Origin of the sequence: Paenibacillus sp. FSL R10-2199 (assembly GCF_038000235.1) — a bacterium.
In the GTDB taxonomy this organism is placed as follows: Bacteria; Bacillota; Bacilli; order Paenibacillales; family Paenibacillaceae; genus Paenibacillus_AQ; species Paenibacillus_AQ phytohabitans.
The window spans coordinates 4,701,334-4,723,356 of sequence record NZ_JBBOBO010000001.1 but is presented as its reverse complement, the minus strand read 5'-3'; the positions used below and the strand labels follow the sequence as shown (position 1 = coordinate 4,723,356).

The following is a 22,023-nucleotide window of genomic DNA, read 5'->3' as shown; positions in this document are numbered from 1 at the left end:
CTGAAATATAGGAGGTGTCACCGTTGACACAGAGTACAGGCAAACGTCTGCTGCAGTACGCACTGACTGCCAAAAAAACATTCATAGCAGCCCTTCTGCTCCTCACCATCGGGGTAGCGGCTGAGCTGGCGGGGCCTTTCATCGCCAAGAGTATGATTGACAATCACCTGCTCGCGATTGAGAAGCCTTATTTCGAGACTGCTTCGCCTGAAGATGCTGCTGAATATAACAACAACTATTACAAGCGCGGTGACCGGTTTGCCGCAGATGAAGTCAAAGGCCGGGAAATCCGCCTGCTTCAGGCTGGCAGAAGCTTCTATTTCATTAATGAAGCTGTAGCCCAGACCGAAGGCGAACGGAGTTTCTCGGACGGGAACCTGCGTATCCAATATGGCGATCAGGCAACGGTCTATCCGGCCGTCAGACTGTCGGCTGATGACCTGTTTTCATTTTACAAACCGGAGTTCCCCGGGATTTATAAACTAGTCGCTCTATACGCCATGTTCCTCGTTATCTCCATAATTGCGGAGTTCGGCAAAACCTACTGGCTGCAATCATCAGCCAACCAGGTCATCCGCAAGCTGCGGACGGACGTGTATGCGCATATCCAGCGCCTCCCGGTGCATTTCTTCGATAATCTGCCTGCAGGCAAGGTGGTGTCCCGGGTCACCAATGATACGGAAGCGGTCAAGGATCTGTTCATTGCTGTATTGTCCAACTTCGCAACAGGGATTATTAATATTACGGGTGTATATGTTGCCCTCTTCCTATTGGACGTGAAGCTGGGTCTTGTCAGCTTGTTCATCGTGCCGATTATCATTGTCTGGATTGTGCTCTACCGCAAGATTGCAACGAAATACAATACGATCATCCGCTCACGCCTTAGTGAGATCAATGCCATTATCAATGAATCCATTCAAGGGATGTCCATTATCCGGATCTTCCGCCGCCAGAAGCAGAGTAGTGCGGAATTCGAACAGCTGAATGATGATTATCTGAAATACCAGAACAAAATGCTTAACCTGAATGCCTTCACGTCCCACAACCTGGTGAACTCCCTGCGCAGTCTCTCCTTCGTGCTCGTGCTGTGGTACTTCGGCTTCGGCAGTCTTGACGGTTCAACCTTCGTCTCTCTGGGCGTCCTTTACGCCTTCGTCGATGTACTGGGACGGATGTTCCAGCCGATTACAGGGATGGTCAACCAGCTGGCGAACCTCGACAGCTCGATGGTATCCGCAGGGCGCGTCTTCACCCTGATGGATGAGCCTGGAGAGCCGGTAACCGACGGTTCGATGCCGCGTTATAAAGGTGATGTTGTCTTCAAGGATGTATCCTTCGCCTACAAAAAAGACTTCGTCCTGCGCGATATCTCCTTCGAGGCGCGTCCGGGCGAGACTGTCGCTCTGGTCGGTCATACCGGCTCGGGCAAAAGCTCGATCATCAATCTGCTGTTCCGCTTCTATGATCCGCAAGCCGGAAGCATCACTATTGACGGCCAGGAGGTTAAGGATCTGCCGAAACAGTGGCTGCGCAGCCATATGGGCATTGTGCTGCAGGACCCTTACCTCTTCACCGGAACGATTGCCTCGAATGTCAGTCTCGGGGATGAGCGCATCAGCCGGGAACGTGTAGAGCGTGCCTTGCGTGAAGTAGGGGCTGACAAATTGCTGTCCCATCTGCCGCAAGGCTTCGACGAACCGGTAATTGAGAAAGGCAGCACATTGTCCGCCGGCCAGCGGCAGCTGATCTCCTTCGCCAGAGCGTTATCGTTCGATCCGGCGATCCTGATTCTGGATGAAGCGACCTCCAACATCGATACCGAAACGGAGAGCATCATCCAGCAGGCGCTGGAGGTGCTGAAGAAGGGCCGGACTACATTCATCATTGCCCACCGGCTGTCCACCATCCGCAGCGCAGACCAGATTCTGGTGCTGCACCGGGGTGAGATTGTTGAACGGGGCAGCCATGATGAGCTGATGGCACTTGGCGGACGTTACTTCCGCATGTATCAGCTTCAGCTGGGTGCCGGTGCCGGTAACGGTGCGGAGGCACCGGCCTCAGGCGCTGTCTCCTCTTCTACTTCCGCTGCCGGACTGCGTCCGTCACTGGAGCAGATTTAATCTTTGAGGATCAGCCAGCCTCTCTGCTGTTAACAAACCCTCCTGATGCTGTAGAAGCTTCAGGGGGGTTCTTTCGCTTGAGTTCAGAACATTTGTTCCGTATAATGGAAAGCAATACATACGGATGGGGTGAAGGACTTGATGACCTATAGTCTGAGCAAGCGGCAAGCCCGGCTGTTCCTGCTGCGTCACCAGCGGCTGGTCACGGGAGGACTGAAGGAGGGCAAGATGAGCATCCACGAGTTCGTCCGCCACGTGGGCTGTATCCAATATGATCCGCTCAGCATCGCCGGACATAATCATGAGCTTGTGCTACAGGCCAGACTCCCGGGATTCCGGCCGGAAATGGCCACGGAGCTGCTCTATAAGGACAGGCTGCTGATTGACGGCTGGGACAAGAATATGTCGATCTACTGCACAGAGGACTGGCCTTATTTCCAGAGGCGCAGAGAAGCCGCCGCCAGGCATCAGGACAATGAAGCTATGGCTGCCATGGTCACCCATGTCCGTGAGGAGCTGAACTCGCGGGGTCCGCTCTCTTCGCTCGATCTGGAGAGCAAAGAGAAGATCGACTGGTCCTGGGCTCCGGCGAGACTATCCCGGGCAGCGATGGAGAGCATGTATTTCTGGGGAGAGCTCTCTATTCACCACCGGGTGCATACCCGCCGTTATTATGATTTTACGGCTAAGCTGCTGCCGGCCGGACTGCTCAGTGCAAGCGATCCGAATGTAACTATGGATCAGCACCATGACTGGTATGTACTGAGACGGATCGGCAGCATCGGTCTGCAATGGAACAAATCCGGGGACGGCTGGCTCGGAATCTCCGGCCTTAAGAGCAAGGAGCGGACAGCAGCCGTGCAGCGCCTGCTGCTAAGCGATAAGCTCCGCGAGGTACGGGTCGAGGGCATCAAGCTTCCGCTGTATATGCGGACAATAGATGCTCCCGAGCTGGAAGCGGTACTGCAGCTGGAAGACGCCGCTGATACAGGCACTGGCACACAAGAGATTACATTCGCAGCGGCGCTGGCTCCGCTCGACAACCTGCTGTGGGACAGAGAGCTGATCCGCCAGCTGTTTGGCTTCCATTACCGCTGGGAGGTATACAAGCCGGTGCTTGAGCGGGAATACGGTTACTATGTACTTCCCCTTCTATATGGCGACCGCTTTATCGCCCGGCTTGAACCGGTGATGGATAAGAAGAGCGGAATTCTTACCATTGTCCGCTGGTGGTGGGAAACCGGAGAATCGCTTGTTCCGGGCATGCTTCCCGCGCTCGTCAAGGCTCTTACTTCACTTGCCCGATCAACCGGAGCATCCGGTATCCGGTTTGCGCCGGAAACTGTCCAGTCCTGCGGGCTGCAGGAGCTGGAATCCGCGCTGTCCTCTCCACAATAACCGCACAACGTAAAGAGACTCCTCTTATCCGCAGGGTTTATCTGCGTAAAGAGTGAGTCTCTTTGGTATGAACTGATAGGATGGCGTTACTTGATATGCTCTTCTTCAAGACCCAGCTTGCTGTACATTTCTGTACAATAGCCCTGCAGCTTAATCTCCAATCTGCTTGCCTTGTTCTTAAACCGCTTCAATTCGCGGATCATATGGGCCCGTCCCGCCGGAGTGAACGTTTCTTGAATCCGTTCCTTGAAATAATCATGGACAATGTGGTTGCGTTCTTTCCATACTGCCTGAAGCTGGCTCGTTTCTTCCTCCGAGAATGGAAAGTGATGCTGGATTTCTTTGATGAGCTGGCCGAGTGAATTGCTAAGCTTGCGTTGATACAATTCTGATATCTCTGCATCGGTTGGCGTTTTGCCCTGTGACAGCTTGGTCAGCAGCAGCAGATTGGTCAATTGCTGCTCCAGCGCCTGGCAATAATAAACGGCCAGCCCGAAATAAGCAAATAGCTCTTTGGATTGTTCACTCTCCGGTACTTGTGTATCCTTCATCTTTCCTCCCGTTCCTGATCTGTTTATTTGAGCTGTATAGATTGAAACTTTAACTGTAAATCTTCAAGTTCAAAGGATAGAGCTCATGTTATTTTGTTATAGTCCATGCGGCCGGAGCGGTAAATGTAGAATCCGGTCAGCAATATTATGTATACGAGCGCGTGGGCATAGGCGCCAAGCAGGGTCGGCACCGGCAGCGTATCCGCATTCATCATTGCATCCATCACCGGAAATACGGGCGGCAGCAGCACCGGGACAACGGGTCCGGGCACCAGCTCAGCAACCTTGCTGGCGCTGATGGACAAAATGATGGTGATCAGCATCAAGCCGGCGGCGTAGCTGGTTCTGGACACCCACGAGGACTGCAGGTACAGGGAGACCGCAATACCCAACATCCCAAGTAGAGCATGTCCGGTAAAAGCAAGCAGGATCCGGTCCAGCCCGGCCGGTTCATTGAAACTCCCGGTCAACACCGGGTAGATGACAATGAAGAGGTCCAGCAGCAAAGTGAGCAGACCCAATGTAAGTATACCGCCGAGACTGTAGCGGCGGGCACTGCGGAGCTGGACGATAACCACCTGCTTCTGTACCGCATGCTCATGATTCAGAAAGCTTAACCCCAGCCAGCAGCAGGCTACAAATAGAAAGACTGCCGTAGCGGAGTAGCTGTTCATTACAGGATTAGGCTTATAGGAATACAAAATTAACACGGCTATAATAATGCCGGCAACCGGACCGAAATACCGCTGGGAGACACTGTAGCTGCGCAAAAAATATCCGATGAGAGCCTTCACCCGCGTCCACTCCCGTTCTCTTCCTTCGGGTCCATCCACTCTGTTATACCGCTTAAGCCCCCGAGACGTTCAACCGAAACAATTGAACCTCCTGCGGCAAGAATCTGCTGCAGGCAAGTATCCGACATCTTCTGCTCTACAGTCAATCCTGTACAGGCTGCACCTGCAGAATCCGGCACTTGCAGCATATGGAGCACACCAGGCAACGCCATTACCGCTTGTTGTTCCACTGGCGGAAGGTCTGTGTAGACGATATGTACTGACGGCACCGTCCGCAGGTTCTCTGCTCCATGGATTGTCCGGATAATCCGCCCTTCCTGCAGCACATACACGGCATCCGCCAGAGCTTCTACGGTCTGGGGCTCGTGCACGGAGAAGACCAGTGCCGTCCCTTCCGACTTCAGCTCCTGCAGCAGTTCGGTCAGCGTATGCTGCGCCGGAAGATCCAGCCCGGACATAGGCTCGTCCAGCAGCAGAAGCTGCGGACGGATCAGCAGGCTCTGGATCAGATTGACCTTCTGCAGCATGCCCTTGGAGAAGCCTGCCAAAGGGTGGCTGCGGGACGCTCCCAGCTTAAAGATATCCAGAAGTTCGCTCACCCGCGATACCGCTGCCGCCCGGGAGAGCCCGGCAATACAGCCCATGTCGTGCAGATAATCTTCTGCTGTTAATTTCAGTCCCGGAAACGCTTCGGGCGCATAACCCGTAGTCAGCCCTTGACGGCCGTATGTAAGTTCACCGGAGGACAGCCTCAGCAGTCCCGCGAGAATGGAGAGCAGTGTACTCTTGCCGGAGCCGTTCCGGCCGATGAGCGCCGTGGCCGTGCCAGGGCGGACAATCATTGATATTTCATGAAGAACCGGGCGGCCTCCATACCGCTTGGCTCCCCGGGTGAGTGTAATAAGCGGCGGTGCATCCGCCGCATCTTCCGGCCTATTAATTCTGTCTGTACTCTGAAGGAACATCCGCTTAAAGCCTCCATCAATTTACTTTAGGACACAGGCCGCATGGAATCACAGCCAAAGTTCTCTATTTACTACATTCGCCGGAAGTCTCCTTTTCTCCTGTTGGATTTCGCAGATTACTGAATATCGGATACAAAAAAGCCAGACAGGTGCAGAATGATTCCCGCACCTGTCTGGCCCCTGCTTTTATATAAGGAAGTGCTTAAATCTGTATTATGCGTATACCTCAACAGCTCCGCTTACCAGTCTGCAGGCCATTGCCGCACTGCGGCAGGCATCGATGCATTTCTGGCAGTGTATATGCTCATGTCTGCTGCTCGCATCCGCACAGCGCTCACAGATATCAGCACATAACCGGAGAATCTCCACCACGAACGGGCTCTGCCGGGTCATTGCCTGGATTGCGAAAGAACACATGTCAGCACATTCGCGGTCAAGCTGGATAGTCTCCCTTAGTGCTGCCAAATCATATTCTTTCAGGCTTGAGACATAGCTATAGTTACAGGCATCCATACATTTCATACAAGCATCAATGCATTCCTGATATTGAATTCGGGTCATAGCCTTAAACCTCCTGCAATTATTATAGGGTATGCCTATGTATTAACCTGCAAGAAAAGGAACGAACCAATCCCCCGGCTTCAGGGGAAGGTATTACAGGCTTCTTTTGACGGCAGCCGGTCTTGCCAGCAGACGTTTCTCCAACCGCAGAAGTTCCGTGCGCAGTTCGCTGGAGGAGAAATGTTCACCGATAAATACGGCAACATCAGGCACTTCGCCCTGGGGGGTGATTTTCATGAAATCAGCTTCCCGGTATGCATACTGAAACAGAAACCGGCTGGAGGTATCGTTAAAGGATACAATTCCCTTAGCCCGGTACACATCACGCGGCAAGTCCTTAACAAACCGTTCGAAGGCCTCGCTGTTCACGGAATTCTTGAAATAATGCGTGTACGCCATCACATGATCATGCGAGGCATGCATCTGCCTGGCATCTCCATCCTGTTCACTATGCTCATTCTCTTCTGTTACACCACGTTCTTCCGAATAGACTCCACCGATATTGCCGAGCAGGGCATCCGGCTCCAGCTCACAGCGTACAGCGGGCATTATCTCTGCATACGCATTCCATTTGCGCAGCACAACCATGATCTCTTCAGCCTCTTCAGCACTGATCCGGTCTGTCTTATTCAGAATAAGCACGGATGCGCAGCGGATCTGCTCCTGCATGAGGCGGTAGGTAGCCCCCTGCTGGGAACGGTACAGCTCCAGGAGATGGGCGGCATCGACCACAGTAATCAGGCCTTTAAGCTCCACCTGCTGATACAGTGAGGTTTCAGTAACCGCATCGACAATCTCCAGCGGATTAGCTGCGCCTGTCGCTTCAATGACGACTACATCCGGTGATTCTTTTTTGACCAGAGTGGTCAGTTCTGTACTTAAATCTCCCCTGCTTGTGCAGCAGATACACCCGCCCAGCATCTCGGCCATCGGCACAGACTGCTCTACCAGCAGACCATCCAGATTAACCTCGCCAAGCTCGTTCATGATGACCGCCGGCCGGAGCCCTTGCGTCTTCCAGTGCTCCAGCAGCCGCTGCAGTAATGTAGTCTTGCCGCTGCCGAGAAATCCCGACAATATATAAACTGGTAATGACTGTTCCAAGTTCAATCGCTCCCCGCAAAAATCAGTTATGGTAGCGAGTGTACTACAATGACCGCCTCTGTGCAAGACACAGGCCCCCTCCGGCGCTTCTGCCTGTCCGGCACGAACTTGTCTTTGCTTCCTTCATCCCCTATCATGGGGGTTATAAAGCGTTCATTACAGACAAAAGGAGCTGGTTCGCATGACATCCGTAGAAGAACACCGGCGTGAAGCCCCCGATTCAGTAGCTTGTTATATCATTACGGTCTCGGACACCCGGACCCTGGAGACGGACACCGGCGGGCCGCTGATCCAGAATATGCTGGAGGAAGCGGGCTACACTGTTACCGGCCGCACGATCGTCAAGGATGATTATGAGGATATCCGTGAACTGGTCTACAAAAGCTCCGTCCATTCCGGCATTGAAGCCGTACTGCTGACTGGAGGGACAGGCATTTCACCCCGCGATACGACTTATGAGGCGGTTGCTTCACTGCTTGACAAATCGCTTCCGGGTTTCGGGGAGATTTTCCGGCTGCTTAGCTTCACGGAAGATATCGGCTCTGCCGCCATGCTTAGCCGGGCTATTGCCGGCACGATCGGCAGTACGGCAGTATTCTCGATGCCCGGCTCCACCGGTGCAATCAAGCTTGCCATGGAGCGGCTGATTCTTCCCGAACTGCGCCATGTGATGCGCGAGATCTACAAGCGTTCCTGATCTAGGGTACAGGATAGTCATACACCCAATTTCCGGTAATATGGACAAATGAACAAGCAGGCCCCTGTACTACGCGTATACTGGCATAAGTCCAATCGCGAAAGAGCTGAATGTAATGAGAAATTGTCCAAAATGCCCTGTTCAAACGGTTACAGACCCTACAGAGGTCGTATATGAAGATTACTATCACCCCCAGGTAGTCCAGGTAGTCCACCATGTTGAAGTGGTCCGGCGCCATGTGTTCCGGTCCCGCAGCATATCTACACTTATTCCGTCCTGGATGAAATGTGCGGTATTTCCGGAATTAGCACGGCAGAAGAAGATAGAACTCCCTCCCCGCTTATACTTTACCGTTAACAGCAGAAGGCAAACCTGCCAACCGCGTCTCTAATGAGGCGCGCGCTGGCAGGTTTGCCTTTTTTGAGCTGCCCTCAAATGACATTGACAACTTCTGGAGTTGTAATTATACTATTGAACACTTTACGCGAAAGTGGTTTTTGATTAACCATATGGTTAACCGGAAAGGAAAGAGATGAGCTCACTCCAACGATTGCAACGCAAGATCAAAACCGTTGTCTGCCCCTATCACGAAATGCTGTGCAGCCTGCATGTGCTCCATCAGCCGGAGCATCACCCCAAACGCCTGCACTGGGCTAAGGAACTGTTAAGCAGAATGTCCCCTTCCCTTGTGGAGGGAATACAGGCGATCGGGAGGCTGTCCGACAGCTGGACGGGCCTCACGCTTATGGACCGCCTTGGCTCTTTCTCCTCCAGCCAGGAAGGCATCCGGGTGCTTAAGGCGCTGCCGGACACTGAGCTTATTCATGTGATGCTGAACGGCAGGATATCACTGGGTACGATTCTGGAATGGCAGCATGGACTGCCGCCGGGGCACGGCAAACCTGTAACTCCGCCGGATGAACCTGCCCGCTACCTGCTGCAGCATCTGGAGTCTGTACGCAACCTGCTGATCACCACCCTGGAGGATTACGAACAGGAATACTTCCGCAAGGAGTGGGAGTATATTCAGCCTTGGATCCATACCGCAGCGGCACAGTTTCAGGAAGCAGCCTCACGCTCTGCGGAGAAAGCGCTGAATTCGCTGCATCCCCGGCTGCAGGCCGCCGATGGGACCATTACTGCACAGAAAGCGTTCACCTATCATTTTGAATATGAACAATTGCAGCAGATCTTTGTGCTATCCTCCACCTTCATTTTCCCCCATCTGCTGATCGATTGGACCGGGGACAAGGGAAGGCTTATGCTGCCGCTTGCTGTTGATATTCCCGGGCTGGCCTTCAATGAAGCGCCGCCGGAAGATCTGCTGCGCCAGTTCAGGGGGCTCGGCGATGCAACGCGCCTGCGCATGCTTAAGCTGCTCTGGCAGGCTCCGCACTGCACGAAGCAGCTCGCTCCGGTGCTTGGCATCTCGGAGGCTGCCGTATCGAAGCAGCTTAAGCTGCTCAGCGAAGCCGGACTCGTCACTTCGGAGCGCAAGGGAAATTATTTGTTTTACTCCAGCAGCAAGGAGGCGTTTGACAGCCTGATTGTTCTTCAGCGGCAGTATTTTGAACAATGAGTCTGATTCCCGAGTAAGGAGATGTCCGCCCGTGTGGCAAACCGCCATTGCAACCGCTGTAAGAAACCAGAGGTCCAACCTCAGAGCGTTTCCCTGGAATTTCACCCTGGGTCACATTATTGAAGGAGCCTATCTCGTCCTGGTCGCCTATTTCTCGTATGTTTATTTGATTCAAGGGGATTTGGATGACAAATTCGCCCTTTATACCGGAACAAATAACTATCTCGCATTTGCCATCATCGGCGGCACTTTGAATATTTTTTGCGTCAGCATGATGATGAATGTCTCCAGGTCACTAATCACCGAATGGAGGGAAGGCACTCTTGAGGCGCTGCTGCTCTCTCCTTCCAGCAGGAACGGCTATTTCCTCGGAACGGCCGTGCAGCAATTTTACCACAGCGGGTTAATCCTGGCGGCTGTTCTCGCTTTCGGCATTCTGGCCGGCTTGCGGCTTCCAGCTCCCCATCTGCTGTCTGTGTTGGCCGGAGCCTTCCTCTTTATCCTGTCTACCTATGCAATGGCACTGGTGATGGGCAGTGTGATGCTGCTTACACGTGATACATACATCGTGCAGAATACGTTGTTCACCGTAATGACCCTGCTCTGCGGCTTCCAGTTCCCGCGCCAGTATCTGCCAAGGTTCCTGCAGATGGCGGCGGAGGTCTTCCCGCTTACCACTTCGCTCCAGCTACTGCGCGGTGCACTGCTGACCGGGGAGACGGTATCTTTGACGGACCTCCTGCCTGCACTGCTGCTTAGTCTGGTCTATATTACTGTAGGGTTATGGTGCATCTCCAGGGTGGAACGACGTTTATTCGAGCAATTCTAAATAAGGGAGGCTGATGTCCAAGTGATCCGCATGAATGAGGTTACCAAAATCTATCAGACCAAAAACAGGCTTGGCCTGTTCCGCTCTGAAATTAAGCTTCATACCGCTGTCAAGGCACTGTCGCTAACCATTGAACCGGGTGAGGTTGTCGGACTGCTCGGCCTGAACGGAGCAGGCAAAACCACAACCATCCGCATGCTCTCCACCTTGCTCGATCCGACTTCGGGGAGTATAGAGGTGGATGGCCTCTCTATGGATGATAATCGGAAAGCTATCCAATCGAAGGTGAACATGATTCCCGGCGGTGAACGGATGCTGTACTGGCGGCTAACCGGCAGGGAGAACCTGGAGTATTTCGGCAGGCTGTATGGACTCAGCAGCCTGGCAATCCGCCGGGAAAGCAGCAGGCTGCTGGAGGAGGTCGGACTGGCTGAAGCGGCTGACCAGCCGGTCGAGCAGTACTCCAAAGGGATGAAGCAGCGGCTGCAGATTGCCCGCGGATTAATCAATGATCCGGCTTACTTATTCTTAGATGAACCTACACTGGGGCTGGATGCACCCATTGCACGGCAGCTGCGCGGAACGGTACGGAAGCTCTCCAAGGAACAAGGCAAAGGCATTCTGCTGACCAGCCATTATCTGCAGGAGGTTGAAGAGCTGTGTGACCGGGTGTATATCCTGCGCCGCGGCGAGCTGCTGCTCTGCGACAAACCGGAGGCTATCGTCTCGCAGATTGCCGGTTCGCAGACCGCGCATCTGGATGTAAGCGGATGGGACGAGTGCCTCCGGCCGTTGCTGCTTGCTCATCTGGGAGCACTGGGTCATCCGGCGAAGCTAGCGGGCGGGCAACACGCTGCCGGACTAATCTCTTCCAGCCCGGAAGAAGCCTATCGAATTTCTGTACAAACTCCCCAAGCGGACAGGCTCATTACAGAGCTGCTTCCCTGGGTGAGTGATCACGGTCTGCACATCCACAGCTTTTCCTGCGAAAAGCCCACCTTGGAGGATGCTATTATACTCCTCTCCGAAGAGCGGGCCTCATGAGACCCTGCGGCCTATGGATGACAATTGCCGCTGAACTTAAGAAGCAGCACAGAAACCGCCGGAAGGGACGGGCTACCTTCTTCTCCCTGCTCTTCTGGCCTATCATCAGCTTCTTGACCTCTTATTACACGATGAAGCCCTACCGGACCGGGGAAGGCTCTGTGTTATCACGGATCATCCCGGACGAACGTATCCCGTTGTTTTTGCTGAGCGGCTACTTAGTATTCCAGCTGTTCTGGACGGTGGTGGAAGCGGCCTGGATTTTTGAGCAGGAACGCAAGGACGGTACTGTTGAGACCGTCTTCCTCACTCCGGCATCCAAAATAGCCTTCCTGTATGGACGCTCCCTCTATTCCTTATTGCATGGAATATGGATGTTCGCGGCCTTCTCCATTCTGACGTTTGTGTTTGTTTCAGATACCGCTTCAGTTAATTGGACGGCGCTAACCCTTGCTCTGCTGCTGATTATAATTGCCGCTATCATCTGGGGGGCAATGCTGAGCGCGGTGTCGCTGTTCTCCCGGGAATCCTCATTTCTCTATTATATTTTTCAGACTCCTATGGAGCTGTTCGGGGGAGTCCGTATTCCTCCAGCCGTCTTCCCGGCCTGGGCAACGGGGCTGTCCGCCCTGTTCCCCGTGACATACAGTCTGATCCTTGTACGCGGAGCATTGTACGGCACTACCGGCCGGACCTGGTGGCTGGCGCTGACCGTTCTGGTGGCGGGCAGTCTTCTGCTTGCCGGATGCACCCGGTATATCCTGTACCGCGCTGAGCGCCATGCCCGCCTGAAGGGTAACTGGAGCATGTTCTAGACAAGATCCCCCCGCAAAGGGGGGCTTTAACTTCGAGGATGATCCAGGAACTTTACGGGGATCCCCAAACATAATAAGTCTTCACTTTCCGGTAGAAACGGCTACGCGTCCTTAAGAGGGTAGCCGTTTTCACCGAGTAATATAAGGAATCGGCTTCTGAGGAGGAATGAGATTCCGCTACTTGGCCAAATCTGCAGGAATTTGGGTGACTGAGATTCCCTTAAGCGTCTTGAAATGCCTCATTTCAAGCTCTTTAGAACAAGTTAAAGGATTCTCAGTCCGCTTCAACATCTAAGACCTTACAGGGAAATCGGACGGGAATCCGAATATTGACCTGAGCCATAGCTCGATAACCGCCTTTTGACCAAATTCAACATAGCCATTTCAAAAAACTGAGCCCTGACCGAATGGTTATCACGCAATGAATCCAGCACTGTAGGTATGTATTCGCCCCTCAGCGTATTGGTGGAATCGCTTTTGGGAGCACAGCCGAATTGCATGACCTTGTAGCCTGCCACCCAACAGCGCAGTACTGATATTGGAAGTGATTGTCGACTTGCCGATTCCTCCTTTGCCGTAAATTGCGATCTGCTTCAACTTCTTAGTCATGTCCGACACTCCTTTGATGTAATATGCAATCATTCACTGCAGAATAGCACCCCTGCCTGAGCGGAGAAAATGCACCAGACGCTTCAGCGCCTGTTCAATCGGAGCCTCGACCGCCATAGCCTGAATTCCCCGCTCGTAGAGCAGCGCTCTCGCTCCCGGTCCAATGTGGCTGACCAGGACAATACTGCAGTCTGCGAGGAGGGCGGCGGTATTCTGCAGCGAATGCGTGTCATGGCCTGCTGCTTCCGCTTGCCGGTCATAACTCCGGTCCTCTATAATGCTGTAACTTCCCTCCGGCTCCATCCTATAGATCAGGAACCGGTCACATCGCCCAAAATGCTGATTGATGTGGATGCCGTCCACACTTCCGATAGCAATCTTCCACGTCACTCCCATCTCCTCCTAATCTGCGATACACAAAGAGGCCAAACCGCTCACCTCCCAGGTGTATGGTTTGACCTCCGGATTGTGGTCCAGTCGGCCCAATCTCAGCAGATGCTGCGCTATACTCTTGGTGTATGCTTCCTGCTTAAGGCTGTGATGCAGTCATTGCTTTGTTGTGAACTTGTTCACATAGGTATATAAAAGAAAAGGCCGGCACCCCACCCGCTTACGGATGTTGAGACCGGCCTTCGGTGAACCGCTCGGCTAATTAAACAAATACCAATTGAATTACTTTGTATTAAAATACCTAACCGCTGCCTAAAGATCAATCCCCTGAATGGTGAATATTGTGTGATCTTTTAATGGGCGTGTGTACCCAGGTGCTCCAGAAGTCCGCTAAACAGGTCCTTTACCTTCTTCGAATACTTCCCCTTCTCTTTACCCATGGAGGTATACACCAGAGAAGTATTGTCCTTGTTATAGACCTCTGTTCTCGCCCCGGACGTCTCCGCCAGCTCTATACCGCCGTACCAATCCGTAATCCGGCTCACCCGCTCAGGGCGGCTGGTGAATACATGCAGCGTGATATTCTGCGCGGGCTGGTTGTTGATCAGGTACTGATAGCTTGTATTTCCGCGGTTGTCTTCGGTGAACTTCTCATCGGTCAGCGCAAGCTGTTCAATGGCAAAACCCCGCCGCATCGCCTTGCGGAACCGGCCGTCCAGCCCTTTTCCCTGCGAGTAAGCCAGCATTGACCCGTCCTGATACGCTTGCATCGTATAGCTTCCCGCTTCCTTCTTGTTCTGCTCCCCGGAGCAGCCTGCGAGCAGTGTTCCTGCAGTCAATACCGCAGCCAGCATACCTGCTAATCGGCGCTTCATAACTATTCCCCCTTCACAAACACTCAGATTCTTCCTGTTGGGTATAGGATGGCTGAGTACGTGAAAAGTATGCAAAGAGCCGATTGTCTTACCGCAAATTGCTGGAATGATTCCGTGCACCGGGAGATTAACGTACTGGCGGGTCCGTATGCACATCGGTATCAGGAGCTGAAGCAGCCCACCGTGTGAAGGTTACCTGAAATCCCGGCCGGGTTGGAGCACACAGGAAGGGTCCTGCCTGCTTACCGGTCACATACGGAAAACGGGCGACCCGGATCGTCCTCCAGGGATGATTCTCCGTTCTGGCTCTGAGGATTACGGCATCCTTCATCCGCGAAGCCCGGAGGGTGATCACCTCATCCGTCCATTCCGGAACAGGTGACAGCGACCAGTCGGAGTAGCCATCGGTCACAACGGCGCCCACATGCGGAATACCATCATTCAGCTCAATACCGGCTTTGATCCAGACTTCCTCACTATACCACAGCATAATGCCTGCCTGATCATACAGCTCTGTGAACCCGTCCAGCGAAAAGCTGACCTCTATAGCTTCCGCATCCCCCCAGGGTGCGAGCAAGGCGTGCCCATTGTCATGCTGGAAGCCGTACATCGTTTTTTGCCAATAATCACTGCCTTCTGCAGCTTCCGCCACAAGTGCTCCTGCTACAACTCTGCTGGACACCGGTTCGTTACTCCATGCTCCATCCTGCCACGCTACTATTCTCATTACAGGCTCACCTCTTCTTTCCGTTTTTTCATCATACTGTTGATCTGCTCAGAGCTTAGAATCATAACAATAATATACCCGATCATCACCAGCGGAAGAATCATAAAGCTGCTGCGCGCTGCCACCCAGCCCAGAAGCGGGGGCAGAAAAGCTCCGCCGGTATAGGCCAGAGCCATCTGATAGCCCATAATCTTCTGGGAGTTCGCTTGTCCGAACCGGGCCGGTGTCTCATGCAGCATACAGGGAAAGATCGGTGCCGATCCCAATCCAATCAGAATAAATGCAACCAGTGAAAAGACCGCCGGAAGCGGTAAAGCCAGCACCAGCGCACCCAGCATGGATATAACCAGACCGCCGCGGATGAGCTCCTTGTTGCTGAACCGGAAGGTAATAAACCCGGTAATCAGCCGCCCGGCCGTAATTCCGCCGTAATACAATGACACCCAGCCAGCAGCAGTTGCTGCTGAGACACCCTTGACATTAACCAGATAGCTGCTGCCCCAGAGTCCTACCGTGGCTTCCACTCCACAATAGAACAGGAAGGTAATCATCGCCAGCTTCACGCCTTTGATCCGCAGCACATTGCCGGAAGCAGCCTCCGCTGCCATTACCGTCTCTGGCTCATTCCTGACGTTCTCAGCCTGCGGACTGCTGCTCTTGCCTGCCCTTTTCCATAACGGCAGACTGATAAACAGCAGCACCACAAGCGCAAACTGGATCATGCTGACAGTAAAGTATCCCGTTCTCCAGGAATCGCCGCCTGCGATATAACGCGACATAATGATCGGTCCGAGCATTGCCCCGATGCCCCAGAAGCAGTGCAGCCAGCTCATATGATGCGCCTTATAGTGGGTAGCCACATAATTGTTCAGCCCTGTATCGATAGAACCGGCACCCAGCCCCAGCGGCAAGGCCAGCACAGCCACCCAAATTACAGAAGAAGAGTAAGAGAAGCCGAGCAAGGCCAGAGCCGTCACAGCCACGCTGATAAAAGTAACCATCCCCGTACCCAGCCGTTTCAGCACGGCACTGCTGGCTAAACTAGAAATAATCGTCCCCGCGACTACAATCATGGAGAGCAGCCCCGCCGTCTCAACCGGCGCCCCATAATCCAGCCTCATGATCGGCCAAGCCGCTCCCAGCATGGAGTCCGGCAGACCTAAGCTGATAAATGCCATATAAATAATGATCAAGAATACCGTTGCCATCTCTTCCCCGCCTAACCTTCTATTTTCGTTAAATACAGTCTTTGTTCCAAAGTGCCCAGCGTCTGCACAATCATGCCCTGAATATAGTCAGCAGCGAAATCGTCTGACATTCTCACCCTTGGAATTGCAGGATAAGGCAGCGAGGCGCTGCATTTCTTCTCCACGGATAGAAGATGCTCTTCCTTCAGGAAGCTGCCGTACAGCACAACAATATCCGGATTCAGCACACTGCTGACAGCAGCCGCCAGCCTAGCAATCGCATCCGTAAGTGCCTCAAAAGAAGCAATCAGTCCGCCATCTCCCCAGGCAATGCCGAGCGGAATGTTGGCTACCTCTCCGGCGAAGCCGCGTTTCCCCTTATACAGCTTGCCTCCTATAAATATGCCGGCTCCCGGAGCGAAGCGGTCCGGAAAATACAAATAGACAACTGAAGCTGTCTCCTCCTTCATCCTTCGGCAATAGCCAATCACGGCAGCGTTGACATCGTTCTCGATCACAACAGGTTTGCCGTACCGCTGCCGGAAATGCTCTGCCACCGGAACACCGCGCAAGGCTTTGTAATCGGATACAACCATTAGGCCTTCTACTTCCGCACCAGGCAGGCCCAGCCCGATAGCCTGTATCAGGGGGTACATCTGCAGCGAGCTGTCAATCACCGCTTCAAAGGCCGCCAGATCGACGCCTGAGACCGCTGTATTATCCTCAAACAGTGTACGTCCGGTCAGCGTAACAACCGTTCTGTGAATGTAGATCACATCCTGCTCTTCATGCGTGAACAGAATCAGCGCCAGGGCATACTCGTCATTGTATATGTATTGCTGTGCAGGCCTCCCTCCGCTGGAGGACACCTGTGCTCCAGCCAGCACCTCATTCTGCGCTTCCAATAGCTGCAGTACAGTGCCCACTGTAACGACACTAAGGCCGCTAACTCCGGCAATCTGCCGTTTGGTTGCCTGCCCGTGTTCCTTCAGCACCTGCCGCACCAGGTTCATATTCACTTCGCGAATGACTAACGCATTGCCGCCAATCTTCTGCATCTGCTTTCACCTCGTTATAATAATACTTTAATAAAGTATTTTAATAAATGGTTATTTTGAAAAAAATTATTGAAATGTTGAAATAGCCCGGCAGAGAATCTCTGCCGGGCGGGAATGAATGATGGCTAATTATAGTGGTGCTTAGGTTAAGCCTTACAAATCAGGATGCTCATGTTTCGCTTTGAGACGGCTCCAGCGGCGCTGTACCTCATTCTCGAAGCTGCGCAGCGCAGGCTCGTTCTCCGGCTTCAGCAGATGGCGGGTTTTGCCCATAGTCTTCAGCCAGGCGGAGACTTCGATCCGTTTCTCCTTGTCTTCCGGGTTATACGTAATGTAGGTCATGCCCTGCTCTACTTCATAGAGCGGGAAGAAGCAGGACTCAACAGCCAGGGAGACGATATCTGTTCCGTCTTTGTCTTCACTCATCCAGTTGAGCGGGCAGGCGATCAGGATCTTGCCGTAGACGAGACCTTCATTCTGAGCATACCACTGAGCCTTCGCAGCCTTCTTCAGCAGATCCTGAGGATAAGCTTCACAGCCGGTGAAGACATAAGGAATATTGGTCGCAGCCATAATCTGCGCAGTATCCTTATGCTGGGTCAGCTTGCCCTGCTGGGTTTTGCCGATGCTCGAAGTTGAAGTACGGTGTCCAAGCGGTGTGGAATAAGACTGCTGTGCACCTGTATTCATATAGCCTTCGTTATCGTATTCCACGATGATCATCTTGTGGCCGCGCAGTGCAGCGCCGATCGCCGGACCCATACCAATGTCCATACCGCCGTCACCCGTTACCATAACGAAGGTGAAGTCATCCTGCAGCCCCAGGCCGTCCAGCTCGCCGCGGCGTTTGCGTTCCCAGAACATTTCGACCACACCGGACAGTGTAGCTGCACCGTTCTGGAAGAGGTTGTGGATGAACGTTGATTTATGTGACGAATAAGGATAGCCGGTAGTTGTAACCATGGCACAGCCGGTGTGATACAGCGCTACGATATCCCCTTCAATCCCTTTGAAGAACAGCTCAAGGCCTGAGAAAATACCACAGCCCGGACATGCACCATGTCCCGGAGACAAGCGTCTTGGCTTCTTCATCAGGGAGCGGATCGGCGGAATCTTCACGGCCAGCTTACCAGTTTCTTCATTCTTATTCACCGTAATCAGGCCGGTCTTCAACAGATCAAAGTTCATCGGCTTCAGCAGACGCTTCGGCGCATTCTCCGGCGCTCCCGGATTGTGGCCGTAGTAATCAAACGGCACTTCTACGCGGTCTGCTACCACGGCATCCATTGCGAGCTGGAAGAAATGATGGCCGTCTTCAGCATAGAAGTCTTTACCGCCCAGTCCGTAGATACGGCTGATTACCTTAGTGGTCGTGTTGCCGTACGTGAACAATGCAGCCTTGATTTCGTTAACCATGTTGCCGCCGTGTCCGCCGACGGAATCCGCACGGTCACCGACAGTGATGGCTTTGACGTTCTTCAGCGCTTCAGCAATCTGCTTCTGCGGGAAGGGGCGGATCATGTTCGGGGAGATGGCACCCGCTTTAATTCCTTGCAGACGCAGCTGGTCGACCACATCCTTGATAATCTCCGAAGCGGAGTTCATCAGGAATACGGCCACATCGGCATCCTCCATCCGGTACTGCTCGATCATCGGATAATGCCGGCCTGTCAGTACAGCGAATTCCGCTGCGATCTCTTCAAACACTTCACCGGCATTGTACATGGCTACCGACTGCTGATAACGGTTGTTGATATAATCCGGTTCATTCATATAAGGACCTACAGTAACAGGGTTATTGCGGTCCAGCGTATCGGTGAAGCCAACTGGCGGCTGCTCGCCTACGAACTTGTGAACATCCTCGCGGTGGGCAAAAGCCTGCACACGGCGCTTCTGGTGAGAAGTGAAATAACCGTCAGAAGCAACCATTACCGGAAGGCGGACCTTGGCATGCTCCGCAAGCTTCAATGCCATCAGGTTCATGTCGTAGACGGACTGCGGATCACGGCACATCAGGATCGGCCAGCCGGTGTTCAGGGCGAAATACAAATCGGAATGGTCACCGTGAATATTCAGCGGACCCGAGATCGAACGGCAGATCAGGTTCATGACCATAGGCATCCGCGTACCTGCTTGTACAGGCAGCTGCTCCAGCATGAACATATACCCTTGCGCACTGGTAGCATTGAACACGCGGCCGCCTGCTGTGGAAGCGCCGTAACAGATCCCGGCGGAGCTGTGCTCACCATCGGAAGGCACCAGCATAATATCATGCTGTCCGCTGGCTTTCATGGTATCGAGGAACTGGGCAACCTCCGTCGACGGGGAGATCGGGAAATACCCCATAACATGATAGTTAATCTGATGGGCGGCATAAGCAGCCATTTCATTGCCGGATTCATATAGGAATTTCTGCTCCACTTTGGCGGAGCCTACTTCTTTTTCATAATCAATAGCCACAATTCATTCCACCTTTCTTCCGAAATTTAGACTTGAGTAACCAGATCAAACGTATGCTTCACGGTATGGCTGTCTGCATAGCCTTCCTTCTCCCGGGTGCTGGAGAGCGCCGAGGTCGGGCAGGCGCCGATGCATTTCAGGCAGCCTTTGCAGTATTGATAGTCAATGCCGAGCAGGAACATCTGCGAACGGCCCTTGCGGTCCAACCGCTCTTCCCAGACGAAGCATTGATCCGGACATACCGTGTCACACTGTGCACAATTGATACAGGACTCATTCTCATACACCGGAAGCATACCGGAACGGGAGATGCTGAGGTTCTTCAGGAAACTGCCGCCCGGGTTCGTGATGGTGCCGCCTATCGGCTGAGTCTCGTAGCCGAGAGCGGAAATATCGGAGCGGACATACACCGGCATGCTGTCACCGGCAGCGAGCTCGAAATGCATGAATTTCACTTCATTATAACCACGGTCAAAGGTCGTAATGGCCGACTGGACCGCCTGCGGATATTTCTTGCCGAGCGATTTCTCAATAACGCCCTTCATAATATCGGTATCCAGGAACGGACAGAGCCGGAACAGCGCGCCTAGCATCGCCATATTCACGCGGTTCTTCTCTTTCAGTGCGATGCTGGTGGCATCGATTACTGCAATCGTACCGGCCTTCATCTTCAGCAGTTCTTTGAGTTCTTCCGGCGTCTTGGCCGAGTTCACAAGAACGGTACTGTGTTCATGAATTCCGCTGGTTACGTTAACGGTCTTGGCAAGCGCTTCGTGAAAAACACCGACAACATGCGGACGCTCTACCGGGGAGGTATCACGGATATGAGTGTCCATATCGCAGAAACGGATATGAGCTTTAACCGCCGACCCCTTCTTCTCCGAACCATACGATGAAAAACTGACGCCATTGAGTCCTGCGCCGACTACACCCGCTTCCGCGAGCATTTTACCGGCAAGGTTCGCTCCCAGGCCCCCAATAGATTCGAGACGAATCTCAAAGAAGCCGAGCTCATTTACTTTTGGCAATTGTACCACCGACATAACCCCTTTCTTAGTGTCAAGAAGAATAACATCCTTTTGACTTTTTCAACGATTGTAACTTGAAATTGCAAGCCGCGAAGTGACATATCTTGCATTATCCACGCTTTGGGAATCACAATTCTTTATGGATTTCAATGGATTTCTTTATACGCGACAGCGCGGCGTTACTTCAATAGAAGGTAATCTGCCATAAAAACGACAAATTGTGAAAATTGTGTGTAATTCCGCGTTTTCCCAAGGATGATGTGGAACCAATGTCACCCTTAATTTAGCAATAAAATTAAAAATTAAGATGTTAAATTTGTCACAGATTTCATGGGTAAAGCACAGTATCAGCAACATCGTCAATGATCTTTATTCCTTTTAAACACTGTATTTATTGTATCGATTACGTATCAATAACATTGTTAAAAAATTGATAATTCGAATATTATTTTTGCTCCTTGTGGGGAGGATGTGGGGAACTAAATAAAAGGCCTTGAGATAATTATCTCAAGGCCTTTTATTTAGTTCCAATTAATTTCATCTAATGAAACATTATATAATATTGAAAAAGAGGTGGCCAATATCAGCCCAACTGAAAAAGGATGTTTTTCAAAAGCCTTAATGTCTGCCACTTGTATTCCAGTTTTTTGGGCAACAAGATCCACTGACAGGTTGCGCTGTTCTCTCAGTTCTTTCAATTCTAATTTTATCCCCATCTCGTTCCCTCTCTCTATGTATGTTTAAAATATCCAATCGCAAAAAGTATTGCAGTATGTGTTAATATTACAATGTAAAATTTCTAATGCATTCTTGAAGGGGAACGTCTGCCAGGGCGTCCCCCTTCTTTGCGTCTAATGCTTTTTGTTATTACTTATGATATAATTCGCTCGAACATCGTCTCCTTTCTTTGACATTCTAATTGGAGGTTGTTATGGCGCACCTTATACAAGGGATGTGCCTACTGCCAAATATCCGTGAGTCTTCTGGGGTAACTCAATCTGAGTTAACTAAAAATTTAAAGAAACTATACGGTGTTTCCATTTCAGTCAGCCATTTATCACGTATGGAAAGAGGCGAACGGCCTATGACAACGTTACAGAAACGAGCTATATGCTTAGCGCTTAACTGTACTGAGGCTGATTTGTATGATTGGAAACTGCAGTAGGACGGAGTGATATCTGCTCCCCCATGTTAAAACTCTCCATAACACGCAACAACACGACTGGTCAATA

General features: G+C 52.4%; 23 protein-coding genes. 8 read left to right on the top strand and 15 right to left on the bottom strand.

Features of this window, described 5'->3' with window-relative positions:
• The first annotated feature begins 23 nt into the window (after positions 1 to 23).
• Positions 24 to 2,120: an ABC transporter ATP-binding protein gene (locus tag NYE33_RS20775; RefSeq protein ID WP_341067349.1), complete on the top strand. Its 2,097-nt coding sequence runs from the start codon at positions 24 to 26 to the stop codon at positions 2,118 to 2,120.
• 141 nt (positions 2,121 to 2,261) lie between these two features.
• Positions 2,262 to 3,518: a winged helix-turn-helix domain-containing protein gene (locus tag NYE33_RS20770; RefSeq protein WP_341067348.1), complete on the top strand. Its 1,257-nt coding sequence runs from the start codon at positions 2,262 to 2,264 to the stop codon at positions 3,516 to 3,518.
• An 86-nt stretch (positions 3,519 to 3,604) separates the two neighbouring features.
• On the opposite strand, the gene NYE33_RS20765 is transcribed toward NYE33_RS20770, so the two are convergent.
• The 5 genes from NYE33_RS20765 to NYE33_RS20745 form a co-directional block, all read right to left on the bottom strand.
• Complete coding sequence (locus tag NYE33_RS20765) at positions 3,605 to 4,069, bottom strand: hypothetical protein (RefSeq protein WP_042137943.1); 465 nt, start codon at positions 4,067 to 4,069, stop codon at positions 3,605 to 3,607.
• An 83-nt stretch (positions 4,070 to 4,152) separates the two neighbouring features.
• Positions 4,153 to 4,863 (bottom strand): hypothetical protein, encoded by a 711-nt coding sequence (locus NYE33_RS20760; RefSeq protein WP_336101766.1) that lies wholly within the window; start codon positions 4,861 to 4,863, stop codon positions 4,153 to 4,155.
• Complete coding sequence (locus tag NYE33_RS20755; protein ID WP_076242980.1) at positions 4,860 to 5,828, bottom strand: ATP-binding cassette domain-containing protein; 969 nt, start codon at positions 5,826 to 5,828, stop codon at positions 4,860 to 4,862. Before NYE33_RS20755 ends, NYE33_RS20760 begins: the two co-directional genes overlap by 4 nt.
• A 213-nt stretch (positions 5,829 to 6,041) precedes the next feature.
• Positions 6,042 to 6,389, bottom strand: coding sequence for a four-helix bundle copper-binding protein (locus tag NYE33_RS20750; protein WP_039304665.1), 348 nt, complete (start codon positions 6,387 to 6,389; stop codon positions 6,042 to 6,044).
• A gap of 93 nt (positions 6,390 to 6,482) precedes the next feature.
• On the bottom strand, positions 6,483 to 7,493 hold the full coding sequence (locus NYE33_RS20745; RefSeq protein ID WP_076242979.1) for a CobW family GTP-binding protein: 1,011 nt from the start codon (positions 7,491 to 7,493) through the stop codon (positions 6,483 to 6,485).
• A 181-nt stretch (positions 7,494 to 7,674) separates the two neighbouring features.
• Between NYE33_RS20745 and NYE33_RS20740 the strand changes: the two genes are divergently transcribed.
• The 5 genes from NYE33_RS20740 (at position 7,675) to NYE33_RS20720 (ending at position 12,457) form a co-directional block, all read left to right on the top strand.
• Positions 7,675 to 8,190, top strand: coding sequence for a MogA/MoaB family molybdenum cofactor biosynthesis protein (locus tag NYE33_RS20740; RefSeq protein WP_076242978.1), 516 nt, complete (start codon positions 7,675 to 7,677; stop codon positions 8,188 to 8,190).
• Between the two features lie 550 nt (positions 8,191 to 8,740).
• Positions 8,741 to 9,769, top strand: a complete 1,029-nt coding sequence (locus NYE33_RS20735) for an ArsR/SmtB family transcription factor (RefSeq protein WP_341067346.1) — start codon at positions 8,741 to 8,743, stop codon at positions 9,767 to 9,769.
• Positions 9,770 to 9,800: 31 nt separating this feature from the next.
• Complete coding sequence (locus NYE33_RS20730) at positions 9,801 to 10,598, top strand: ABC transporter permease (RefSeq protein ID WP_341067345.1); 798 nt, start codon at positions 9,801 to 9,803, stop codon at positions 10,596 to 10,598.
• Positions 10,599 to 10,628: 30 nt separating this feature from the next.
• Entirely contained in the window at positions 10,629 to 11,642 is a 1,014-nt protein-coding gene (locus NYE33_RS20725) for an ABC transporter ATP-binding protein (RefSeq protein ID WP_076243174.1), read from the top strand.
• Positions 11,643 to 11,659: 17 nt separating this feature from the next.
• Positions 11,660 to 12,457, top strand: a complete 798-nt coding sequence (locus NYE33_RS20720; protein WP_341067344.1) for an ABC transporter permease — start codon at positions 11,660 to 11,662, stop codon at positions 12,455 to 12,457.
• A 299-nt stretch (positions 12,458 to 12,756) separates the two neighbouring features.
• Here NYE33_RS20720 and NYE33_RS20715 read toward each other — a convergent pair whose 3' ends face one another.
• From NYE33_RS20715 to NYE33_RS20670, 10 genes are all read right to left on the bottom strand, one after another.
• Positions 12,757 to 12,957 (bottom strand): hypothetical protein, encoded by a 201-nt coding sequence (locus tag NYE33_RS20715; protein ID WP_341067343.1) that lies wholly within the window; start codon positions 12,955 to 12,957, stop codon positions 12,757 to 12,759.
• Complete coding sequence (locus NYE33_RS20710; RefSeq protein ID WP_341067340.1) at positions 12,872 to 13,066, bottom strand: hypothetical protein; 195 nt, start codon at positions 13,064 to 13,066, stop codon at positions 12,872 to 12,874. Before NYE33_RS20710 ends, NYE33_RS20715 begins: the two co-directional genes overlap by 86 nt.
• A 33-nt stretch (positions 13,067 to 13,099) precedes the next feature.
• Positions 13,100 to 13,456, bottom strand: a complete 357-nt coding sequence (locus NYE33_RS20705) for a NifB/NifX family molybdenum-iron cluster-binding protein (protein ID WP_341067338.1) — start codon at positions 13,454 to 13,456, stop codon at positions 13,100 to 13,102.
• Between the two features lie 353 nt (positions 13,457 to 13,809).
• On the bottom strand, positions 13,810 to 14,331 hold the full coding sequence (locus NYE33_RS20700) for a hypothetical protein (protein WP_341067337.1): 522 nt from the start codon (positions 14,329 to 14,331) through the stop codon (positions 13,810 to 13,812).
• Between the two features lie 127 nt (positions 14,332 to 14,458).
• Positions 14,459 to 15,058 (bottom strand): DUF1349 domain-containing protein, encoded by a 600-nt coding sequence (locus NYE33_RS20695; RefSeq protein WP_341067335.1) that lies wholly within the window; start codon positions 15,056 to 15,058, stop codon positions 14,459 to 14,461.
• Positions 15,058 to 16,266 (bottom strand): MFS transporter, encoded by a 1,209-nt coding sequence (locus NYE33_RS20690; protein ID WP_341067333.1) that lies wholly within the window; start codon positions 16,264 to 16,266, stop codon positions 15,058 to 15,060. The genes NYE33_RS20695 and NYE33_RS20690 overlap by 1 nt, the downstream gene beginning before the upstream one ends.
• Before the next feature lie 11 nt (positions 16,267 to 16,277).
• Positions 16,278 to 17,303, bottom strand: coding sequence for an ROK family protein (locus NYE33_RS20685; protein WP_341067330.1), 1,026 nt, complete (start codon positions 17,301 to 17,303; stop codon positions 16,278 to 16,280).
• 153 nt (positions 17,304 to 17,456) lie between these two features.
• Positions 17,457 to 19,763, bottom strand: coding sequence for a thiamine pyrophosphate-dependent enzyme (locus tag NYE33_RS20680; protein WP_341067328.1), 2,307 nt, complete (start codon positions 19,761 to 19,763; stop codon positions 17,457 to 17,459).
• A gap of 26 nt (positions 19,764 to 19,789) precedes the next feature.
• The gene (locus tag NYE33_RS20675) at positions 19,790 to 20,800 is read right to left on the bottom strand and encodes a 2-oxoacid:acceptor oxidoreductase family protein (RefSeq protein ID WP_042137960.1); all 1,011 of its coding nucleotides are present in this window, start codon (positions 20,798 to 20,800) and stop codon (positions 19,790 to 19,792) included.
• Positions 20,801 to 21,312: 512 nt separating this feature from the next.
• Positions 21,313 to 21,507, bottom strand: coding sequence for a helix-turn-helix domain-containing protein (locus NYE33_RS20670; protein WP_341067326.1), 195 nt, complete (start codon positions 21,505 to 21,507; stop codon positions 21,313 to 21,315).
• 215 nt (positions 21,508 to 21,722) lie between these two features.
• Here NYE33_RS20670 and NYE33_RS36555 point away from each other — a divergent pair, with 215 nt between their 5' ends.
• Entirely contained in the window at positions 21,723 to 21,956 is a 234-nt protein-coding gene (locus tag NYE33_RS36555) for a helix-turn-helix domain-containing protein (protein ID WP_144026003.1), read from the top strand.
• Positions 21,957 to 22,023 lie beyond the last annotated feature (67 nt).